We start from the raw sequence: 22,234 nt of genomic DNA, 5'->3' as shown, positions 1-22,234 counted from the left end.
GGAAAGAAGGAGATTTAATGGAACGCATTTACTTAGATCATGCTGCGACATCTCCGACTCACCCAGAAGTGGTCGAAAAGATGATTCCATATATGACAGAAACATTTGGAAACCCGTCTAGTATTCACTTTTATGGGCGTCAAACGCGCCATGCGGTAGATGAGGCGAGACGTGTGTGTGCACGTAGCATTCACGCGAGTCCAAATGAAATTATATTCACGAGCGGTGGTACAGAAGCTGATAATTTAGCACTTATAGGTGTAGCGCGTGCGAATCGTCATAAAGGTAACCACGTTATTACAACGCAAATTGAACATCATGCGATTTTGCATACGTGTGAATTGTTAGAGCGTGAAGGATTTGAAGTGACGTATTTACCTGTTGATGAAACAGGGCGTGTTCAAGTTTCGGACATACAAAAGGCACTAACGGAAGAGACGATTCTTGTATCTATTATGTTCGGGAATAATGAAGTAGGGACAATACAACCAATTGTGGAAATAGGTAAGCTGTTAAAAGAGCATCAAGCTTATTTCCACACAGATGCTGTACAAGCTTACGGTTTAATAGAAATAGATGTGAAAGAGTTTGGTATTGATTTATTATCGATTTCCGCTCACAAAATTAACGGCCCAAAAGGTGTAGGGTTCCTATATGCTGGTGCAAATGTGAAATTTGAACCGTTATTAATAGGCGGAGAGCAAGAAAGAAAACGTCGTGCTGGTACTGAAAATGTACCTAGTATTGTTGGACTTCAACATGCAGTTTCGCTAGCAGAAAAAACTCGTGAGCAAAAAAATGCCCAATATGAAGAGTTTAAAGATATAATGGTATCTGTCTTCAAAAATGAGGACATTCATTTCGAGGTAAACGGAGACTTGGAATATCGCTTACCACATGTGTTTAATATAAGTTTTACAGGAATGAATATTGAACCGTTTCTTGTAAACCTAGACTTAGCTGGTATTGCAGTATCAAGTGGTTCTGCTTGTACAGCTGGTTCGATTGATCCATCACATGTATTAGTGGCGATGTTCGGAAAAGACTCCGATCAAATACGTTCATCCGTACGCTTTAGTTTCGGACTTGGAAATACGAAAGAGCAAATTGAAAAAGCGGCGTACGAAACAGTGAAAATCGTGAAGCGATTAACACAAAATTAGCATGGGAGGTGACATGATGAACAAACTACCTCAAGAAACACGCGTTGTCATCGGGATGTCCGGTGGCGTCGATTCATCTGTAGCAGCTCTTTTATTAAAAGAGCAGGGTTATGATGTAATCGGAATTTTTATGAAAAACTGGGATGATACAGATGCAAATGGTGTCTGCACAGCAACAGAAGATTACAATGATGTAATTGAAGTGTGTAACCAAATCGGCATTCCGTATTATGCAGTAAACTTTGAAAAACAATACTGGGATAAAGTATTCACGTACTTTTTAGATGAGTACCGAGCTGGTCGTACACCAAACCCAGATGTAATGTGTAACAAAGAAATTAAATTTAAAGCATTTTTAGAGCATGCAATTGCACTTGGTGCTGATTATGTAGCAACAGGTCATTATGCACGCGTTGCTTATATGGACGGCGAATATAAAATGCTTCGCGGCGTTGATGACAATAAAGATCAAACATATTTCTTAAATCAATTAAGCCAAGAGCAACTATCAAAAACAATGTTCCCATTAGGTGAATTAAAGAAACCACAAATTCGCGAAATGGCGACAGAAGCTGGTTTAGCGACAGCGGCGAAGAAAGATAGTACTGGTATTTGCTTCATCGGTGAGCGTAACTTTAAAGATTTCTTAAGTAACTATTTACCGGCGCAACCAGGTGTGATGCAAACATTATCTGGTGAAGTGAAAGGGAAACATGATGGTTTAATGTATTATACAATTGGACAACGTCATGGCCTTGGTATTGGTGGTAATGGTGATCCGTGGTTTGCTGTGGGGAAAAACTTGAAAGAAAACATTTTATATGTTGATCAAGGATTCCATAACGAACTTCTATATGGTGATGAAGTTATTGCTACGAATGTAGGCTGGGTAAGTAATAAAGCGAAGGAAAAAGAATTTACGTGTACAGCGAAATTCCGTTATCGTCAAGCAGACAATAAAGTAACGGTTCAAATCGTTGATGAAAATACAGTTCGTATTCTTTGTGATGAGCCAATTCGTGCAATTACGCCAGGCCAAGCAGTTGTTTTCTATGATGGAGATGAGTGCTTAGGCGGCGCTACAATTGATGAAGTATATCATAGTGGTAAGAAATTAGATTATTTAGGATAACACGAGAAGCCTCTGCCGATTAGCGGTTAGAGGTTTCTTTTACATAAAGCGAATTTTTGTTCGCTTGGAAAATACATTCTTTGTTATAATTTGTTGTAGAGGTGAAGGATATGTCAAACAAACTTGAAACAGGTATTAAATATATGCAAGAAGGAAACTGGGAAGAAGCAGCTGAAAATTTCACAGAAGCAATCGAAGAAAACCCGAAAGATGCGCTTGGATACATTAACTTTGCGAATTTATTAGATGTATTAGGTGATAGTGAGCGAGCAATTTTATTTTATAAACGTGCATTAGAATTAGATGGTAAATCTGCGGCTGCTTATTATGGCTTAGGAAACGTATATTACGGTCAAGAGCAATTTGCAGAGGCGAAGGCTGTATTTGAACAAGCGATGCAAGTGGGATTACAATCAGCTGACGTAACATTTATGTTAGGTATCACACATGTGCAACTTGGAAATGATCGTCTTGCACTTCCATTTTTACAAAGAGCGACGGAATTAGATGAAGGCGATGTAGAAGCTGTTTTCCAATGCGGACTTTGCTTCGCACGACTAGAACATATTCAAGAGGCAAAACCTTATTTTGAAAAGGTGTTAGAAATGGATGAAGAGCATGCAGATGCGTATTATAATTTAGGTGTTGCGTACGTATTCGAGGAGAATAACGAGAAAGCTCTTACTTTATTTAAGAAAGCGACTGAAATTCAAGCAGACCACTTTTTAGCTGGTAATGGTATTCGTTTATTAGAGCAAGAAGCTGAATAAAGTGAAATTATAGTTTAATGCGCAGTTACCCCTCATCTAAAGATTGTGAAAGAGGTGGGGGATGTACTGCTCATTAAAGTGAAAAGAACTCGGAAAGGAGAGGAAATATGGGAAATCAACATGCAATGGATTTGTTTGAGGAAGAAAAAAAATTTATAAAAGCGCAAGTTCTTCATACCATTTTCCACAACGAAGAAAACCTCTATTCCGTTGTCAGTATGAAAGTCATTGAAACGAATGAAACATACGACGAAAAAAAAGTAATGATAAACGGTCATTTTCCTCGTATGCATGAAGATGAAGTGTTTACATTAACAGGTCATTTTAAAGACCACCCAAAGTATGGAAAACAATATTTAGTTGAAACGTTTAAAAAAGAATTGCCACAAACAAAAGCAGGTATGGTGCAATATTTAGCGAGCGATTTATTTAAAGGGATTGGAAAGCGTACAGCCGAAAAAATCGTGGACCATCTTGGTGAGCATGCGATTTCTAAAATTATGGATGATCCGGATGCGTTAAGTGGTGTTGTAAACAAGCAAAAAGCGCAGGAAATATATGAGACGATTATTGAGCATCAAGGGCTCGAGAAAGTGATGAGTTTTTTAAATGGTTACGGTTTTGGAACAAAACTTTCTATTAAAATTTATCAGCAATATAAAGAGATGACATTAGAAGTGATTCGTAATAATCCGTATAAACTTATTGAAGAAGTGGACGGAATTGGATTTGGAAGAGCAGATGATATAGGGCGTGCAATCGGAATAACGGGCAATCACGACGACCGTGTACGTGCAGGGTGTTTTTATACGTTAGAGAATATTTCATTACAACTCGGTCACGTGTATATGGAAAAAGGTCAGCTTGTAAGAGAAACGATGTCACTTTTAAATAATCAAGAAGGCGGAGTGACTGAGGAAGATATTGTAGGCTGCGTTGAAATGATGCAAGGTGAAGGGAAAGTCATCATAGAAGAAGAGCGTGTGTATTTAGCTTCGTTATTTTACTCTGAAAAAGGCGTTGTAAAGTCCATTCGCAGGCTTATGAATCAAGAGGAAACCCCTGCATTTCCTGAAGCAGAAGTGTTAAAGACATTAGGTGAAATTGAAGAACAGCTAAAGGTACAGTATGCACCGCTTCAGCAAGAAGCAGTTCAAACTGCACTTCATAAGCCGATGATGTTATTAACAGGTGGACCAGGAACGGGGAAAACTACAGTTATTAAAGGAATTGTTGAAATGTATGCGTCGCTTCACGGGCTATCACTAAATCTAAATGAATATAGTGATGACAATCCATTTCCAATACTATTAACGGCTCCAACAGGAAGAGCAGCGAAGCGAATGAGTGAATCGACGGGGCTTCCGGCGTGCACAATTCATCGCCTGCTTGGATGGACGCCAGAAGGGTCTTTCCAGCGCAATGAAACAGACCCTGTTCAAGGGAAGCTCCTTATTATTGATGAGTTTTCGATGGTAGATATTTGGCTGGCAAATCAATTGTTTAAATCCTTGCCGACGAACATCCAAGTAATCGTTGTAGGTGATGAAGACCAATTACCATCGGTAGGACCTGGACAAGTGTTGAAAGATTTATTAAATGCAGGTGCCATTCCAACGGTAAAACTCACAGAAATTTATCGTCAGGCAGAAGGTTCGTCTGTTATTCAGCTTGCCCATGCGATAAAAGACGGGACGCTCCCGCCAGATTTAGCACAAAATAAAAAAGATCGTTCATTTATCAGCTGTGCAGGTGCTCAAATTGTTGAGGTTGTTAAAAAGGTTTGTGAAAATGCTAAGACAAAAGGCTTTAGTGCAAGAGATGTACAAGTATTGGCACCAATGTATCGCGGACCAGCAGGTATTAATGTGTTAAATGAAGCTCTTCAAGAAGTGTTTAATCCGAAAAAAGAAAAGAGTAAAGAAATTGCCTACGGTGACGTTGTATACCGCAGAGGTGATAAAGTACTTCAATTAGTCAATCAGCCGGAAAGCCAAGTGTTTAATGGTGATATTGGAGAAATTGTTTCAGTATTTTATGCGAAAGAAAATGTCGAGCAACAAGATATGATTATCGTTTCATTTGATGGAATTGAAGTAACATATACAAAGCCGGATTTAAATCAAATTACGCATGCCTATTGCTGCTCGATTCATAAATCGCAAGGTAGTGAATTCCCAATAGTTATTATGCCGATTGTAAAGAGCTACTACCGTATGTTACGTCGTAATTTAATTTACACGGGTATTACAAGGAGTAAGAAATTCCTTATTATTTGCGGGGAGGAAGCAGCGTTTCAATCCGGTGTAAATCGCCTTGATGATGCAATGCGTCAAACGACTTTAGCTGGCCGATTGCAAGAATCACAAGGAGAAGTGCAGATGGTGACGGTTAATGGTGAAGAAATGGACGTGGAAAACATTTCACCGTATGATTTCATGTAACAAGGTGAAATTATATAGTGAAACTTTCAAACGTATAACGTTGAAAGGCTTTAGCAATGTATAAATGAATGCAGTTTGGACATAATGGCGAATAGAATCTGGGAGACTGTAAGGAGATGAAAGCCATATGTTCAGTTGTCCAAATTGCAAAGGGAAAGACATCGGAAAAATAGGTGTCAACCAATTTTATTGCTGGAATTGTTATATCGAATTATCGGTTTCAAAGGGGAAAATCCATACACATCAAGTAGAGGAAGATGGTTCATTAAGCTCTCTTGATGATTTATTTGATGATAATGAAAGAACGATCGGATAACGAAAAGGGGGATTTACTTTGAATCTACGCAATTCATTAATCGCATTAGGTGTTGGAGCTGCAGCATATCAATATGCTCGCAAACAAGATGTATTCTCAAAACGCAATGTGAAAAAAGCACGTAAGATGATTAAGTCTTATTTATAAGGCGTAAAAAACTCCCTTCATGATAAGGGAGTTTTTTTATGCGCTTGTATGCAAATATAAAAGTCCGATTTCAGAGAAGAGATAAGATAAACCGTAGCATCCAACGCCAAGCATTCCATAATGCCATAAGTGCTTAGCTCTTTCCTTTCGCGAGGAACGAATAAAGAAGCCTTTCCAAATACCAAACCCGATACAAATCCATTCAAGAAGCATAAAAAGTGCGGATAATGCAAGCATAAATAAGATCATTATGAGCCCTCCTGATTATATTTTGACATTTTGTATTTTCAGGGGTGGTTGTCCTTATTATGTTAAATATATGTACGTCTTTAAAAAACAGTATGGTCTGTATAAAAAGATTTTAAAACTTTTGCACATAACCTAACCTATTTATTTTCAAAATAAAGGTGGAGGAGGTTTTTCGTGTGAAGAATCTTAAAATCATTTGGATATATCGTTTAGGATTATTGTTACTCGTTTTTCTTTGTTTGCTCGTCTTTTTAAAAATCAAGCCACTATGGGCGCCGATTATTTTTGTATTTAAAGTGGCGATCACACCGTTCTTTATTGCTTGTTTTATTGCTTATTTATTACACCCTTTAATTGAAAAAATCCATAAGGAAGGAATGCCACGCACACTTGCTATTTTGCTCATTTATATTCTTTTCTTTGGCGGAATTGGCTATGGAATTTATAAAGGAACGCCAGTTGTTATTAAACAGTTACAAGAAATTAATGAACAATTTCCGCAGTTTACAAAAATGTACGATTCTTGGATGGATGGAGTTACAGAACAAACAGCGAATTTCCCATCATTTATTCATGAAAAGGTGAAACAAATTTTTGGTGGTGTAGAAACGAAGATTCAAGCGCTTTTAAATAAAGTCATGAGCACAGCTCGTGGTGTACTGGATTCATTGCTCATTATTTTCTTAATTCCGTTCATTGTATTTTACATATTAAAAGATTACGGTGAGTTTTATCATATTTTTTGGAAACTAGTTCCGAGTAAGTGGCGTAGTACGGGTCAAATGCTTGCGAAAGAAATTGATAAGTCACTCGGAAGTTATATTCGAGGACAGTTATTTGTTTGCTTAGTATTAGGAGGAGTATCTGTTCTTTCTTTTTGGTTTATCGGTATGAAATATCCGTTATTACTCGGTATTATTATTGGGGTAACGGATATAATCCCGTACTTTGGTCCTATTTTAGGGGCGATTCCGACGTTGATGATTGCAGCAACGGTATCAACGAGTTTACTCATTAAGGCGGGAATTACGATTGCTATTTTGCAATTTTTGGAAAGTAACATTTTATCGCCTTACATCGTTGGTAAGTCGCTTCGTATGCATCCTGTGATCATTATGTTTGCATTACTAGTAGGGGGAGAAGTTGCGGGGATTGTAGGATTACTAATATCGGTTCCTATTTTAGCGGTCATTCGGACAGTGGTCGTTCATGTGAGGCCTCTTTGGAAAAAAGAAGATGTGTAATATGATAGCCCTCTACTTATAAAAGTAGAGGGCTATCATTATTTAGAGAGTTGCTCGTGTATTTGTTGAACGAGAGAGCTTATATCATTTGTTTGAATATGTTTTATTTTTTTCCATTCATTATCGTACATAAATATAATTTGATTGCTGAAAAGACGCTTTTGCTCTTTTAGATTAGAAATGTTTGCAAAAGAGTACTCTTCAAATATTGGGTTCTTACTTACATCTGGTCCATAAAAGAAGAGCCGTTTGTTCGTTAAAATTAACAGTCCTGGTCTTGCGACGGAACGATATATAAATATATTTAATGAGCATGCTGCATAAAAAAGGATTTTTTCATCAGTTGTTAACATTTCTTTAGCTTGATTCAATAAGGTTGTCATTGTAATCGCTCCTTTATTGTTAATAATTTAATTATAAAAAATAATGTAATATTTAGAAATTTACATAAAGTATTTTTTGAGAGGAGATTCCTATTTAGTAATAAATGCATAATATATTTAAAGGCTGTTAAGAATGAATAGTAGAATAACTATGATTAATAAGCAATTGATACAATATAAATGATTATCTACATTGACAAACTTAAGAGAATTCTATTATATTTAGTCATATAATACATTAAATCAATGACGGAACAAGTACGTTACAGTCCATTTGTAGAGAGAAGCTTCCACTGGCTGAAAGGAGCTTTAAATGAAGGGTAACAGAAAGCTAATCCTGAGAGCAGCTAATCACTGCCGTCTTGCCACGTTACGGCACCATGAGGTGATGAATTGATTGTTATAATAATCAATTCATAATTAGGGTGGTATCGCGAGTTAACTCTCGTCCCTTTTATTAGGGGCGGGAGTTTTTTATATTTAAGGAGGAAAATACAATGAAACAACTAACAGGCGCACAAATTCGTCAAATGTTTTTAGACTTTTTCCAAGAAAAAGGACATGCAGTAGAACCAAGTGCATCACTAGTTCCTCATGAAGATCCATCTCTGTTATGGATTAATAGTGGTGTAGCGACATTAAAGAAATATTTTGATGGTCGTGTAATCCCACAAAATCCACGTATTACAAATGCACAAAAATCAATTCGTACAAACGATATTGAAAACGTTGGGAAAACGGCTCGTCACCATACATTCTTTGAAATGTTAGGGAACTTCTCAATCGGTGATTACTTCAAAGAAGAAGCAATTACTTGGGCTTGGGAATTTCTAACGAGCGACAAATGGATCGGATTCGATAAAGAATTACTATCTGTTACAATTCATCCGGAAGATGAAGAAGCATTCACAATTTGGAATGAGAAAATGGGTGTTCCAAAAGAACGCATCATCCGTTTAGAAGAAAACTTCTGGGATATCGGTGAAGGACCAAGTGGACCGAATACAGAAATTTTCTATGACCGCGGTGAATCTTACGGTAATGACTTTAGTGACCCAGAATTATATCCGGGCGGAGAAAACGAGCGTTACTTAGAAGTATGGAACCTTGTATTCTCTCAATTTAACCATAATCCAGACGGTTCATATACGCCACTTCCTAAGAAAAACATCGATACAGGAATGGGGCTAGAGCGTATGACATCTATCGTTCAAGATGTACCTACGAACTTTGATACAGACCTATTCATGCCGATGATTGGTGCAACAGAATCAATTTCTGGTGAGAAATATCGTAATGGCGATTTAGAAAAAGATATGGCGTTTAAAGTAATTGCTGACCATATCCGTACAGTAACATTCGCTGTTGGTGACGGTGCTCTTCCATCTAACGAAGGCCGTGGTTATGTATTACGTCGTTTATTACGCCGTGCTGTTCGTTATTCTAAGAAATTAAACATCAACCGTCCGTTCATGTTTGAATTAGTACCGGTTGTTGGAGAAGTAATGAAAGACTTCTATCCAGAAGTACTTGAAAAGAAAGATTTCATCGCAAAAGTTGTGAAGAATGAAGAAGAGCGTTTCCATGAAACACTTCATGATGGTGAATCAATTTTAGCTGAAGTAATTGCAAAAGCGAAAGAAGAAAAAACAACTGTTATTTCTGGCGTAGATGCGTTCCGCCTATACGACACGTACGGTTTCCCAATTGAATTAACAGAAGAATATGCAGAAGAAGCTGGTATGACAGTTGATCAAGCGGGCTTTGAAAATGAAATGGAGAAACAACGTGAGCGTGCACGTGCTGCTCGTCAAGACGTTGATTCTATGCAAGTTCAAGGCGGTGTACTTGGTGAAGTTAAAGTAGCGAGCGAATTCGTTGGTTACGGTACAGTTGCAACAGAAAGTAACGTTGTTGCCCTTGTGAAAAATGGTGAGTATACAGATAGCTTACAAGCAGGTGAAGAAGGACAATTAATGCTTGATGTAACGCCATTCTACGCTGAGAGCGGTGGGCAAATTGCAGACCGTGGTTACCTTCTTGCTGACGGCGTGAAAGTTGTTGTAAAAGACGTACAAAAAGCACCAAATGGTCAAAACTTACACAAAGTAGTTGTGGAAGAAGGTACATTAACGAAAGAAGCGGCTGTAAAAGCTCTTATCGATACGAAAAACCGTAGTAGCGTTGTGAAAAACCATACAGCAACTCACTTACTGCACCAAGCATTAAAAGATATACTTGGAACGCATGTTAACCAAGCTGGTTCTCTTGTAACATCTGAACGTTTACGTTTTGACTTCTCTCACTTCGGTCAAGTACAAGCTGATGAATTAGAAAAAATTGAGCGTATCGTAAACGAAAAAATTTGGGAAAGTATTGATGTTGCGATTTCTCAAAAAGCAATCGAAGAAGCGAAAGAAATGGGCGCAATGGCATTATTCGGTGAAAAATACGGTGATGTTGTACGCGTTGTGCAAGTAGGCGATTACAGCTTAGAGCTTTGCGGTGGTTGTCACGTTGATAACACAGCTTCTATCGGTATTTTCAAAATCGTTGCTGAGTCTGGTATCGGTGCAGGAACTCGTCGTATTGAGGCGGTAACTGGTAAGTCTGCATACGAATTAATGAACGATCAAGTAGGTTTATTAAAAGAAGCAGCAGGAAAAATGAAAACAAATCCAAAAGATATTTTAACAAGAGTTGATGGTTTATTTACTGAAGTAAAACAACTTCAAAAAGAAAACGAATCTCTTGCTGCGAAATTAAGCAATATCGAAGCTGGAAACTTAACTGATTCAGTAATGACAGTTGATGGCGTGAACGTATTAGCGGCGAAAGTAAATGTTGCAGATATGAACAACTTACGTACAATGATGGATGACCTTAAAAATAAATTAGAGTCTGCAGTTGTTGTATTAGCGTCTGTAAATGACGATAAGGTAAACATTTTAGCTGGCGTAACGAAAGATTTAATTAGTCAAGGTTACCATGCGGGTAAACTTGTGAAAGAAGTAGCTTCTCGTTGTGGAGGCGGCGGTGGTGGCCGTCCTGATATGGCACAAGCAGGCGGTAAAAACCCAGCGCAAGTAGAGGAAGCTTTAGCGTTTGTACAAGAGTACGTTAAATCTGTTTCAAAATAAAGAGATAGTAGTGTACAATGGTAGGGAGAGGAGAAGTTCTTCTCCCTATACTTACTACTTACAAGTGAGGTGCTTGAAATGGACGGTTTTGATAAGACAATGAAGTTTAGCATTCAAGATGAAAAACAGAGTGTCCATGTAAATGATGTACTTTTAACTGTGTATGATGCACTTCAAGAAAAAGGTTATAATCCGATTAACCAAATCGTCGGTTATTTATTAAGTGGAGATCCAGCATACATACCTCGCCATAAAGATGCACGAAGCATCGTTCGCAAGCTTGAACGTGATGAGATAATTGAAGAGCTTGTGAAGTCTTACTTGAAACATCATCGTGAGGAGTAGTTTATGCGGATATTAGGTTTAGATGTTGGTACTAAAACAGTCGGTGTTGCAATGAGCGATGAAATGGGCTGGACAGCACAAGGGCTGGAAACAATCAGGATTAACGAAGAACGAGGCCACTTTGGTTTTGACCGTATTTCTGAGTTGGTAAAACAGTACAATGTGGACAAAATAGTAGTAGGTTTACCTAAAAATATGAATGGTACAATCGGCCCTCGTGGTGAAGCGTGCCAGCAATTTGCAGAAAACCTGCGAAATCTGTTACAATTAGAAGTTGTAATGTGGGACGAGCGTTTGTCGACGATGGCAGCGGAACGTCTGCTCATTTCAGCTGATGTGAGCCGTAAGAAGCGAAAACAGGTAATCGATAAGATGGCTGCAGTCGTGATCTTACAAGGATTTTTAGATAGTAAATAAGAGGTGACCAAAATGGAAGAAAATCAAATTACAATTGTAGACGAAAAAGGAAACGAACATTTATGTGAAATTATTTTCACTTTTGATGCTGAAAAATTCGGCAAAAAATCTTATGTAGTCTTCTCTCCAATCGGTGAAGTAGACGAAGATGGAGACCAAATCTTCGATGCAATGGCATATGAGCAAAGTGAAGAAGAGGGTGGAACATTACTTTCAATTGAATCTGAAGAAGAGTGGGAAATGGTACAAGAAATGTTTAACACTCTTGCTGATGAGCAAGAAGAAGAATAGTAATGGATAAAAAGGCGAACTGTGTACACAGTTCGCCTTTTTTGTATTCATATGCAAAATGACAGATTTTTTGTCGAAACTACTTAATTGTTTATAGTATAATAAGACGGGTTGTATGAAAAAAGGCTTTAAATAAGTAGCTGTCACCGATTATTTAGAAATGATTGGTTTTGCTTTATGTTTGTAGGGCATTGTATAGAGGAAGTGTATACGGTCTACAATTGAATAAGGAGGAAGAATTTTGGTAGAGAATCAAGTGAAGAAGAAGCGTAGACGCATTTTTTTAATTTCGATTATCGCACTGCTTTTAGTTTGTGGATCAGTCTATGCGTATATTTCATCTGCATTAGGGCCAGTTGATAGTGGAAATAAAAAAGAGATTGAGGTAGAGATTCCAAAGGGGTCATCTACAAGTAAAATCGGTGAGATTTTAGAAGAAAAAGGTGCTGTGAAAAGCAGTACAGTTTTTAGTTTTTATACGAAATTTAAGTCGAAAAGCTTACAAGCAGGTACATATTTATTAAATCCTTCGATGAGCGCCAACGATGTCATTGAACAAATGTCATCTGGCAACGTACATCGTCCGGCTCTTTATAAAGTGACGATTAAAGAAGGGGCGCAAGTAACTGAAATTGCTGAAGTGATTGCGGCAGAATTAAAGTGGAATAAAGATGAGGTTGTGCGTCAATTAAACGATAAAGCATTTATCCAAAAAATGCAGCAAAAGTATCCGAAGCTATTAACGGATAAAATTTTTGATAGTAACATTAAATATCCACTAGAAGGATACTTATATCCAGCAACGTATTCTTTCTATAAAAAGGATACAAAATTAGAAGAAATTGTAATCCCGATGCTTGAGAAAACAAATGCAATTATTGTTCAAAATGAGGCGAAAATGAAAGCGAAGAACTGGGATGTTCATCAACTTCTCACGTTGTCTTCACTTATTGAAGAAGAGGCTACTGGCTTTACTGATCGCCAAAAAATCTCTAGTGTTTTCTATAATCGTTTAGCGAAAGGTATGCCGCTTCAAACGGATCCGACGGTATTATACGCGCTTGGAAAGCATAAACAACGTGTATTATACGAAGACTTGAAAGTAAACTCACCGTACAATACGTATGTTGTGAAAGGGTTGCCGGTTGGACCGATTGCAAACTCTGGTAAACATTCAGTGGAAGCAGCGTTAGATCCTGCGCAAACAGATTATTATTATTTCTTAGCTGCACCAAGTGGTGAAGTGTATTATGCGAAAACATTAGAAGAACATAATGCATTAAAGCAAAAATACATTACGAAAAAACAGTGAAATGGGGAGGGATAGCGAAAAGGGTCGCATATCCCTCTTTTTTGTGGTAAAATATATCGGGTTAAAAACTGGCAGAAGAATCGTTTTTAATATCAAAACGGGACGTACAAGCTAAGGGTGAAACTGGCTTGTATTTTTATTGCATTCTATGTGTGAAAAGACAAAGGTTGACGCGTCATAGAGGCACTTCTCCATGTAAATAAGGAGGACCAATTATGGAGGATACAGTTAACGAGTACCTATTATCATTTATTGATCCAAAAGATAAATTAATTCTTGAAATGGAAGAGTATGCAACTGAAAACCATGTGCCGATTATGGATCGACTTGGAATGGAATTTATGCTGCAATTTTTACGTTTAATTGGACCGGAAAGTATTTTAGAACTTGGAACAGCAATCGGTTATTCTAGTATTCGTATGATGCAAGCTATTCCGAACTCTCGCATTGTGACAGTAGAGCGCAATCGTGAACGATATGAAAAGGCACTTGAATATATAGAATGTTCCTCGGTAACAGACCGTATTTCTGTTATTTACGGTGATGCTTTAGAAACGGGCGAACAAGTGAAAGAACATGGAACATTTGATGTTATTTTTATTGATGCAGCGAAAGGGCAGTATCGTCGCTTTTTTGACTTATACGAACCGTTATTAAATCCTGGTGGCGTTATTATTTCAGATAACGTTATGTACCATGGTCTTGTGACGACAAAAGAGAAAATTGAAAATAGACGTACCCGTGGTTTGATTCGTCGTATTAAGACGTACAATGAATGGCTTATGAATCATGAAGGATATGATACAACGATTTTCCCAATTGGCGATGGAGTGGCTGTAAGTAAAAAGAGAGGGTGACAAAAGTATGAAGAAACCTGAATTGTTAGTAACGTCTAGAGCGGTGGCGGATATTGAACCTCTTGCGAAAGCAGGGGCAGATGCAGTAATGGTTGGTGAACAAAAGTTTGGTTTACGTTTGGCAGGAGAGTTTTCACGTGAAGATGTGAAACAAGCTGTAAACATTGCGCATGAAAATGGTGTGAAAGTATACGTTGCAATGAATGCGATGTTCCACAATGATAAAGTAGAAGAATTAACGGACTATGTTGCCTTTTTAAATGAGGTAAATGTAGATGCGATTGTTTTCGGAGATCCAGCGGTATTAATGGCTGTTCGTGAAGTTGCACCAAATATGCAACTTCACTGGAATACAGAAACGACAGCAACAAACTGGTTTACTTGTAACTATTGGGGGCAAAGAGGAGCGAAACGCGCTGTATTAGCTCGTGAGCTTAGCTTAGATGAAATTGCTGAATTAAAAGAAAATGCTGAAGTGGAACTTGAAGTACAAATTCACGGTATGACTTGCATGTTCCAATCGAAGCGTTCACTAGTAGGAAACTACTTTGAGTATCAAGGGCGTAATCTCGACATTGAAAAGAAAAAGTATGAAGAGAATATGTTCTTATACGACCCGGAACGTAATAACAAATATCCAATTTATGAAGATGAAAATGGTACTCACATTATGAGTCCGAATGATATTTGTTTCATCGATGAGTTAGAGGAACTAATCGATGCTGAAGTCGATAGCTTAAAAATTGACGGTGTCCTAAAAAGTTCTGAGTACATTATTGAGGTAACGAAGAAATATCGTAAGGCGATTGATTTATGTGTAGAAGATCGTGATGCGTATTATGACGTGAAAGATGATTTATTTAAAGAGATAGAAGAAATACAACCGGTAAATCGTCCGTTAGATACAGGATTCTTCTTTAAAGAAACGGTTTACTAAACGAGGAGGGTGTAGGAAATGACTGTACAAGAAATTTCACGAGTGATCGATGGCAAACGCGTTATTGTGAAAAAACCTGAACTGTTAATCCCTGCGGGTAACTTAGAAAAATTAAAAGTAGCTATCCATTATGGGGCAGATGCTGTATATTTAGGTGGACAAGAATTTGGTCTTCGTTCTAATGCAGGTAACTTTACGCTGGAAGACATGGCAGAAGGCGTTGAATTTGCAAAGAAATATGGAGCAAAAATATACGTAACAACAAATATTTTTGCACATAATGAAAATATGGATGGGCTAGAGGAATATTTAAAAGGGATTGAAAAAGCTGGCGTAACGGGAATTATCGTTGCCGATCCGCTTATTATTGAGACATGTAAACGTGTGGCGCCTTCTGTTGAGGTGCATTTAAGTACACAACAATCACTATCCAACTGGAAAGCAGCACAGTATTGGAAAGAAGAAGGTTTACATCGTCTTGTATTAGCTCGTGAAGCAAGCTATGAAGAAATGAAAGAAATTAAAGAAAAAGTTGATGTTGAAATTGAAGCATTCGTCCATGGTGCAATGTGTATCGCGTATTCAGGGAGATGTACATTAAGTAACCATATGACAGCGCGTGACTCTAACCGTGGTGGTTGTTGTCAATCTTGCCGCTGGGATTATGATTTAGTTCAAACGGTATCACAACATAAAGATGCAAAAGAGCTTCCTCTATTCCAAGAAGAAGATGCTCACTTTGCGATGAGCCCAAAAGATTTAAATTTAATCTTATCAATTCCGAAAATGATTGAAATTGGAATTGATAGCTTAAAAGTTGAAGGACGTATGAAATCTATCCATTACGTAGCGACTGTAGCAACTGTATATCGTAAAGTAATTGATGCGTATTGTGCGGATCCGGATAACTTTGAGTTTAAACAAGAATGGTTAGATGAACTTGATAAATGTGCAAATCGTGATACAGCTCCTGCATTCTTTGAAGGGGTTCCAGGACATCAAGAGCAAATGTTTGGAAATCATAGTAAGAAAACAACGTATGATTTTGCTGGTTTAGTGTTAGATTATAATGAAGAAACGGGCATCGTAACGCTTGAGCAACGTAATCACTTCAAACCAGGACATGAAGTGGAGTTCTTTGGGCCAGAAATAGAAAACTTTACGCAGACGGTGGAGAAAATTTGGGATGAGGATGGAAACGAATTAGATGCAGCGAGACATCCGTTGCAAATCGTGAAATTCAAAGTGGATCAACCAGTGTATGTGAATAATATGATGCGCAAAAACATACTTCAATAAGAAAGAGTGGTAGTCGAATGGGGACGAATAAGCCTGTTGTAATTGGAATCGCTGGTGGTTCAGGATCAGGAAAAACAAGTGTAACGAAAGCGATTTTTGACCATTTTAAAGGTCATTCCATTTTAATCTTGGAGCAAGATTATTATTACAAAGATCAAAGCCATTTACCAATGGAAGAACGTTTAAAAACAAATTACGATCATCCGTTAGCGTTTGATAATGATTTGTTAATTGACCATTTGCAGCAGTTGCTTGCATATGAGCAAGTGGAAAAGCCTATATATGACTATACATTGCATACGCGTTCAGAAAAAATTATTCCAGTTGAGCCGAAAGATGTAATCATTTTAGAAGGAATTCTTATTTTAGAAGACCCACGTCTTTGTGAGTTAATGGATATTAAGGTGTTCGTTGATACAGATGCAGACCTTCGTATTTTACGCCGCATGCAGCGCGATATTGAAGAGCGCGGTCGTACAATGGATTCAGTTATCGACCAATACGTAAACGTTGTACGTCCAATGCATAATCAATTTATTGAGCCTTCTAAGAAATTCGCGGATATTATTATCCCTGAAGGTGGACAAAACCATGTTGCAATTGATATTATGGTTACAAAAATTGCAACAATTCTTGAACAAAAAGTAAATTTGTAATAGCATAGTAAAAGATATACGATAGGAAGGGATTTTTTCCCTTCTTATCGAATACAATGAAACATGAAACCTCACCTACCAATAGGTGAGGGCATATTTATATCAACTTTCCATACATACCTTCTTTATATAAGGAAGAATTGGAGAATAAGGGGTTGTATGTGACAACTCCACTAGTGCTACGTGTGCTAGAAACCTCCGCTATATAAGCGGAGGAGTTTTCATATGGAACTCCTCTTTTTTTCGGGGGATTGGTATATAAAAGGAGTGGAAAACATGGCAACAGAAAAAACATACCCTATGACGCAAGAGGGTAAGCAAAAACTAGAGAACGAAGTTGAACAATTAAAAACAGTAAGACGTAAAGAAGTTGTAGAGCGTATTAAGATCGCACGTAGCTTCGGAGATCTTTCTGAGAACTCTGAGTACGATGCAGCGAAAGATGAGCAAGCATTCGTAGAAGGACGTATTACACAACTTGAAAACATGATTCGTAATGCGGTTATCATTGAAGACAATGGTGAAGAGTCTACAGTTGTAACATTAGGTAAAACAGTAATATTTAAAGAGTTACCAGGTGGAGACGAAGAAGCGTACATAATCGTAGGTAGCGCAGAAGCCGATCCATTTGAAGGGAGAATTTCTAACGATTCTCCAATCGCAAAAAGCTTATTAGGTAAGCAAATTGGTGAGAAGGTAGCAATCCAAACACCAGGTGGAGAAATGCAAGTAGAGATTATCTCTGTAAAATAACGTAAAAAATCACTCGTGTAAAAACGAGTGATTTTTTATTTGTATAAAAGGTGAAACACCTCGTCTAAACTACAATAGACGAGGTGTTTTTTATGAAAATGAAACGGAGAATTATAATTGTTTTAATTTGTTTTATGGGTGTGATTTTTTTATTACTTTGTCGTTTAATCCAAATACAGATTATAGATACGGAATCATTTACTGACCGAAATATCAATCTGATTGAAAAAAGTGTTACGCAACGAACACAATCACTTACAGTAGATAATGGAAGAGGGCATTTTACAGATCGAAATGGTAAGGAAATTGGTGAAGAGAAATATCCAGTCTTAATTGTTTTTCCATTTTTACAAATAAAAAATGACATGTTAGAGAAAATTGCGCATATCATTGGTGTGTCGAGACAAGAGATAAGACTGCAAATGAAAAATAAGAATCAAGCATTTATATTACGAAGGGAGAATACCCCATTTCAATTAACGCTCGAGCAGATGAAGAAGGTAAATGAATTAGATATTTTAGGTATTGTAGCAGCAGAAGTTCGACTGAAGCAAATGGGAGAGGCAGATCATTTAATTGGTGATGTGGGAGAGAATGAACAGGAATTTCAAAAGCGTTATGGAGAAATGAAAAAAACTTCGAAACAAACGCCAATTGGTATTTCTGGATTACAACAATCATTTGATGAATTTTTACTGACTGATGGAGAAGCGAAAGTACTATATCAAGTGGATCGACAAGGAGAACCGATTTTTGGGAAGCAGGCGAAATACACTTCACCAGGAAATCCATTTTATCCAGTTACTATTCAAACAACAATACATAAAACGTTGCAACGACGAGCAGAGAAGATTATAGATGAAAACGGAATAAAAAAAGGTGGGTTAGTATTACTAGACATAAAGAATAGTGAAGTTGTAGCAATGGTAAGTAGGCCTTCTTTACAGATGAATGATAGGAGGATATATAAAGCTACACTTGAAAATCAAATGTTAATTCCTCATTTTCCGGGGTCTGTTTTTAAAACAGTAGTTGCAGCAGCAGGAATTGATGAGAATTTGGTGCGGTTTAATCGTACATTTAACTGTAATACGGATTTATACGGTGAAAATCTTCCACAAGTTATGATGGGGTCATTAAACTTTAAGGAAAGCTTTGCTAGAAGCTGTAATCGAACGTTTGCCGTATTAGGTGGTGAACTAATGCAAAAGGATAGGGAAGTGTTAGAAACGTATTTAGAGGCCTTAGGAGCACGTGAGAAGGTAGGTTGGAAAGGTTCGGTATTTCATACACCAGAATTTGAGCAATTGCCAGAAGAAAAGAGTGCTATTATGTGGGGAAGCGAAGAAAATAAAGATAGTAGAAAAGCGATTGCTCAAACGATGGTCGGACAAAAAGATGTACGTGTGTCACCTCTAGCTATAGCGAATATGATGGCGACAATTGCTAGAGGTGGAGAGAAGATGGAAGTGAAAGCTGTGAAAAAAATAGTGTATAAAAATGGAACCGACTTTTTTACATTTGAAAATCATAAATTAAATGGGAAACAGCTTTCTTATGAAACGATGAAAAAATTACAACAGTTGTTAAGAGCCGTTGTAACGATGGAGAAAGGAACGGGAACCGCATTCCGTTCGTTGCCACTAACTGTCGCTGGAAAATCTGGGACGGCACAAACAGGAAAAGGAGAGAGGGTGAATCGCTGGTTTGCAGGTTATTTTCCATATGAAAACCCAAGATATGCTTTAGTTGTAGTTGATATAGAAACAGATAGTAATGAAAATGTAGTCACACCAGTTTTTGCAGAAATGGTAGAGGCAATTCATCAATTAGAAATTGAAAAGTAATCTTGCAATTATTTATGAAATGTTTTCATTTCGTGAAAATATTATTGTAAATGTTCAACCTTTCTAGATTTAATGTTACAATAGCAAGTATGAAAAACTGCATGGAGGTTTGAAGAATGGCAGGAGGATCTAGATTCCAACAGAAACAACAAAAACGTCGTCAAAACGGTGTTTTAAATATTGCAATCGCTATTGTATTAGTAGCAGTAGCTATTGTAGCATATCAATTGTTTGTTCCTGACACAAAAGAGCAAGCGTCTTCTAATGATAAAAAGGTAGCTCAGCAAACAACAAAAGAGAATAAAGCTGAGAAAGCTAAAGGTAAAGAAGAGCCGAAGAAGAATGAGCAAGATAAGACAGAGGCTAAGAAGAAGGAAGAAGAAGAGAAGCAAAAGGCTGAGGAAGAAAAGAAAAAAGCTGAAGAAGAAGCGAAAGCTAACGAGAAAGCACCAGCTGAAAAAACACAGTCACAGGCAACAGATGCTTATACGAAATCTTCTTGGAAGCCAGTAGGTACAGAGCAAGGTGCAACACCTGCGATGACGTTTAAAAAAGGTACAGCAGATTGGAATGAGATGAATCAAGCGATTTCAGCTGCAATTGACGTTCCAGTAAATCAATTAGTTATCCATAGAATTGGAAATAACGGTAAGAATAAAGCTTACGGTAACGTACAAGATAAACAATCAGGTAAAAAATATTATGTGAATATTGATTGGGTAGAAAATGAGGGCTGGAAACCAGTACTCGTTCAAACTCTAAACTAAAAAAAGAGAGGCTCTTAAGAGCCTCTCTTTTTTTAGTTAGCGTAATTTCTTTAATTTAAAATGAACAACCGCACTATAATAAGGTCTTTTGCTTTCAGGATCCATAATCATTTGGTGAGAAATATGATGAACTTCGAGCATAAGTGCTTTATTATTATCAATTTGTTCGTTAATTTTTTTTTCTAGAGAAACTAAGTTTGCAGCCTCGAAAAATTCTACTTTATCTTCTAACATTTCAAAGGTAAATGACACGAAGATGCCCCCTCTCCTATGATAATCACCTATAGTGTAACAAAGAAAAGAAGGAAATACTACGTACATTTCAATTGACATTTTTAGAAAGAGAGAATATCATACTGATAAAACCGATAAGAAAAAGGGGAATTTTTATGGGAACAGAATTTAATGGTTTATTTGATGAATGGGCTCATACGTACGACTCATTTGTACAAGGCGAAGATATACAATATAAAGAAGTTTTCGCCCATTATGAGGACATTTTAGAGGATGTAGTTAACAAGTCATTTGGCAACGTATTAGAATTTGGTGTTGGTACTGGCAATTTAACAAATAAATTATTACTTGCTGGTCGCACAGTTTACGGTATAGAACCGTCACGCGAAATGCGTACTATTGCAAAAGAGAAATTACCAAAAGATTTTTCAATTACAGAGGGTGATTTTCTTTCATTTGAAGTCCCAAATTCAATCGATACTATTGTGAGCACTTACGCATTTCATCATTTAATAGATGAAGAAAAAGACGTAGCAATTGCGAAGTATAGTCAATTGCTAAACAAAGGTGGTAAAATAGTGTTTGCTGATACGATATTTGCAGATCAAGATGCATATGATAAAACTGTCGAAGTAGCAAAACAAAGAGGTTTTCATCAGTTAGCAAACGATTTGCAAACAGAATACTATACACGTATTCCGATCATGCAATCTATTTTTGAAAACAATGGCTTCCACGTAACGTTTACGAGATTAAATCATTTCGTTTGGGTAATGGAGGCAACTAAGCAATAGAAAGAGGGATTAGATTGAGAATTGCTGTAATTGGAGCAATGGAAGAAGAAGTACGTATTTTACGTGACAAACTAGAACAAGCAGAAACAGAAACTGTTGCAGGTTGTGAATTTACGAAAGGGCTATTGGCAGGACATGAAGTAATCTTGCTAAAGTCTGGTATTGGTAAAGTAAATGCAGCGATGTCAACGACAATTTTATTAGAAAAATATAAGCCTGAAAAAGTAATTAATACTGGTTCAGCTGGTGGATTCCATCACTCTCTAAATGTTGGTGATGTAGTTATTTCAACAGAAGTTCGTCACCATGACGTAGATGTAACAGCATTTAACTACGAATATGGTCAAGTGCCAGGAATGCCACCTGGATTTAAAGCTGATGAGGCATTAGTTGCATTAGCTGAGAAATGTATGCAGGCAGAAGAAAATATTCAAGTTGTAAAAGGTATGATTGCAACAGGTGATTCATTTATGAGTGATCCGAACCGCGTTGCAGCAATTCGTGATAAATTTGAAGACCTTTATGCAGTAGAAATGGAAGCAGCAGCTGTTGCGCAAGTATGCCACCAATATGAAGTTCCGTTTGTTATTATTCGTGCACTTTCTGATATTGCTGGTAAAGAATCAAATGTTTCATTTGATCAATTTTTAGATCAAGCAGCTCTTCATTCTACAAACTTTATCGTAAAAGTACTAGAAGAGTTAAAGTAATGTAACAAAAAGGCAACTGTCTCATAT

The 22,234-nt window shown here is 37.3% G+C and carries 24 protein-coding genes and 1 other annotated feature; of the genes, 21 read left to right on the top strand and 3 right to left on the bottom strand.

Going from position 1 to position 22,234, the window contains the following annotated elements:
* Window positions 1–17 precede the first annotated feature (17 nt).
* From DN408_RS22825 to DN408_RS22800, 6 genes are all read left to right on the top strand, one after another.
* Window positions 18–1,163: a cysteine desulfurase family protein gene (locus DN408_RS22825; protein WP_002129219.1), complete on the top strand. Its 1,146-nt coding sequence runs from the start codon at window positions 18–20 to the stop codon at window positions 1,161–1,163.
* A 16-nt stretch (window positions 1,164–1,179) separates the two neighbouring features.
* The gene (gene mnmA / locus DN408_RS22820) at window positions 1,180–2,295 is read left to right on the top strand and encodes a tRNA 2-thiouridine(34) synthase MnmA (RefSeq protein ID WP_002088752.1); all 1,116 of its coding nucleotides are present in this window, start codon (window positions 1,180–1,182) and stop codon (window positions 2,293–2,295) included.
* Between the two features lie 110 nt (window positions 2,296–2,405).
* Window positions 2,406–3,065, top strand: a complete 660-nt coding sequence (locus DN408_RS22815) for a tetratricopeptide repeat protein (RefSeq protein WP_002088750.1) — start codon at window positions 2,406–2,408, stop codon at window positions 3,063–3,065.
* A gap of 107 nt (window positions 3,066–3,172) precedes the next feature.
* A complete protein-coding gene (recD2, locus tag DN408_RS22810) occupies window positions 3,173–5,509 on the top strand; it encodes an SF1B family DNA helicase RecD2 (protein WP_002184924.1) in 2,337 nt (778 codons plus the stop codon).
* A gap of 127 nt (window positions 5,510–5,636) precedes the next feature.
* A complete protein-coding gene (locus DN408_RS22805) occupies window positions 5,637–5,825 on the top strand; it encodes a hypothetical protein (protein ID WP_002015288.1) in 189 nt (62 codons plus the stop codon).
* A gap of 18 nt (window positions 5,826–5,843) precedes the next feature.
* The gene (locus DN408_RS22800) at window positions 5,844–5,972 is read left to right on the top strand and encodes a YrzQ family protein (protein ID WP_002015286.1); all 129 of its coding nucleotides are present in this window, start codon (window positions 5,844–5,846) and stop codon (window positions 5,970–5,972) included.
* A 36-nt stretch (window positions 5,973–6,008) separates the two neighbouring features.
* Here the strand turns inward: DN408_RS22800 and DN408_RS22795 are convergent, their stop codons facing one another.
* Window positions 6,009–6,221: a hypothetical protein gene (locus tag DN408_RS22795; protein ID WP_002015285.1), complete on the bottom strand. Its 213-nt coding sequence runs from the start codon at window positions 6,219–6,221 to the stop codon at window positions 6,009–6,011.
* Between the two features lie 176 nt (window positions 6,222–6,397).
* Here DN408_RS22795 and DN408_RS22790 point away from each other — a divergent pair, with 176 nt between their 5' ends.
* A complete protein-coding gene (locus tag DN408_RS22790) occupies window positions 6,398–7,465 on the top strand; it encodes an AI-2E family transporter (protein WP_002129216.1) in 1,068 nt (355 codons plus the stop codon).
* Between the two features lie 38 nt (window positions 7,466–7,503).
* Here the strand turns inward: DN408_RS22790 and DN408_RS22785 are convergent, their stop codons facing one another.
* On the bottom strand, window positions 7,504–7,848 hold the full coding sequence (locus DN408_RS22785; protein ID WP_002129215.1) for a PH domain-containing protein: 345 nt from the start codon (window positions 7,846–7,848) through the stop codon (window positions 7,504–7,506).
* Window positions 7,849–8,085: 237 nt separating this feature from the next.
* Window positions 8,086–8,304 (top strand) — a binding site (T-box leader).
* A gap of 41 nt (window positions 8,305–8,345) precedes the next feature.
* Here DN408_RS22785 and alaS point away from each other — a divergent pair.
* The 12 genes from alaS to DN408_RS22725 all read left to right on the top strand — a co-directional run bounded on the left by alaS (window position 8,346) and on the right by DN408_RS22725 (window position 20,469).
* Window positions 8,346–10,988 (top strand): alanine--tRNA ligase, encoded by a 2,643-nt coding sequence (gene alaS, locus DN408_RS22780; RefSeq protein ID WP_002015283.1) that lies wholly within the window; start codon window positions 8,346–8,348, stop codon window positions 10,986–10,988.
* A 78-nt stretch (window positions 10,989–11,066) separates the two neighbouring features.
* The gene (locus tag DN408_RS22775; protein WP_000348591.1) at window positions 11,067–11,333 is read left to right on the top strand and encodes an IreB family regulatory phosphoprotein; all 267 of its coding nucleotides are present in this window, start codon (window positions 11,067–11,069) and stop codon (window positions 11,331–11,333) included.
* Between the two features lie 3 nt (window positions 11,334–11,336).
* The gene (ruvX, locus tag DN408_RS22770) at window positions 11,337–11,750 is read left to right on the top strand and encodes a Holliday junction resolvase RuvX (RefSeq protein WP_001221204.1); all 414 of its coding nucleotides are present in this window, start codon (window positions 11,337–11,339) and stop codon (window positions 11,748–11,750) included.
* 12 nt (window positions 11,751–11,762) lie between these two features.
* Window positions 11,763–12,041, top strand: coding sequence for a DUF1292 domain-containing protein (locus DN408_RS22765; protein WP_002034112.1), 279 nt, complete (start codon window positions 11,763–11,765; stop codon window positions 12,039–12,041).
* Window positions 12,042–12,282: 241 nt separating this feature from the next.
* Window positions 12,283–13,353 (top strand): endolytic transglycosylase MltG, encoded by a 1,071-nt coding sequence (gene mltG, locus DN408_RS22760; protein ID WP_002129212.1) that lies wholly within the window; start codon window positions 12,283–12,285, stop codon window positions 13,351–13,353.
* A 215-nt stretch (window positions 13,354–13,568) separates the two neighbouring features.
* The gene (locus tag DN408_RS22755) at window positions 13,569–14,210 is read left to right on the top strand and encodes an O-methyltransferase (protein WP_002129210.1); all 642 of its coding nucleotides are present in this window, start codon (window positions 13,569–13,571) and stop codon (window positions 14,208–14,210) included.
* A gap of 7 nt (window positions 14,211–14,217) precedes the next feature.
* Window positions 14,218–15,147, top strand: a complete 930-nt coding sequence (locus DN408_RS22750) for a peptidase U32 family protein (protein ID WP_078177925.1) — start codon at window positions 14,218–14,220, stop codon at window positions 15,145–15,147.
* A gap of 18 nt (window positions 15,148–15,165) precedes the next feature.
* Window positions 15,166–16,446, top strand: a complete 1,281-nt coding sequence (locus DN408_RS22745) for a peptidase U32 family protein (protein ID WP_002015275.1) — start codon at window positions 15,166–15,168, stop codon at window positions 16,444–16,446.
* A gap of 17 nt (window positions 16,447–16,463) precedes the next feature.
* Complete coding sequence (gene udk, locus DN408_RS22740; protein ID WP_002015274.1) at window positions 16,464–17,102, top strand: uridine kinase; 639 nt, start codon at window positions 16,464–16,466, stop codon at window positions 17,100–17,102.
* A 276-nt stretch (window positions 17,103–17,378) separates the two neighbouring features.
* Window positions 17,379–17,855 (top strand): transcription elongation factor GreA, encoded by a 477-nt coding sequence (greA, locus tag DN408_RS22735; protein WP_078213491.1) that lies wholly within the window; start codon window positions 17,379–17,381, stop codon window positions 17,853–17,855.
* 92 nt (window positions 17,856–17,947) lie between these two features.
* On the top strand, window positions 17,948–19,702 hold the full coding sequence (locus DN408_RS22730; RefSeq protein WP_078177924.1) for a peptidoglycan D,D-transpeptidase FtsI family protein: 1,755 nt from the start codon (window positions 17,948–17,950) through the stop codon (window positions 19,700–19,702).
* A gap of 116 nt (window positions 19,703–19,818) precedes the next feature.
* A complete protein-coding gene (locus tag DN408_RS22725) occupies window positions 19,819–20,469 on the top strand; it encodes a YrrS family protein (protein ID WP_002167642.1) in 651 nt (216 codons plus the stop codon).
* Window positions 20,470–20,505: 36 nt separating this feature from the next.
* On the opposite strand, the gene DN408_RS22720 is transcribed toward DN408_RS22725, so the two are convergent.
* Window positions 20,506–20,721: a YrzA family protein gene (locus DN408_RS22720; RefSeq protein ID WP_002015268.1), complete on the bottom strand. Its 216-nt coding sequence runs from the start codon at window positions 20,719–20,721 to the stop codon at window positions 20,506–20,508.
* 137 nt (window positions 20,722–20,858) lie between these two features.
* On the opposite strand from DN408_RS22720, the gene DN408_RS22715 reads away from it, so the two are divergent.
* Together DN408_RS22715 and mtnN are read left to right on the top strand one after the other, a co-directional pair.
* Entirely contained in the window at window positions 20,859–21,497 is a 639-nt protein-coding gene (locus DN408_RS22715; RefSeq protein ID WP_002129200.1) for a class I SAM-dependent DNA methyltransferase, read from the top strand.
* 14 nt (window positions 21,498–21,511) lie between these two features.
* Complete coding sequence (mtnN, locus tag DN408_RS22710; protein ID WP_002015266.1) at window positions 21,512–22,207, top strand: 5'-methylthioadenosine/S-adenosylhomocysteine nucleosidase; 696 nt, start codon at window positions 21,512–21,514, stop codon at window positions 22,205–22,207.
* The last annotated feature ends 27 nt before the right edge of the window (window positions 22,208–22,234 follow it).

Source organism: Bacillus sp. AR13-1 (genome assembly GCF_008042285.1).
Taxonomy (GTDB): Bacteria; Bacillota; Bacilli; order Bacillales; family Bacillaceae_G; genus Bacillus_A; species Bacillus_A mycoides.
The sequence above is the reverse complement of the archived record's forward strand: the minus strand, read 5'-3'. Positions and strand labels throughout refer to the sequence as shown.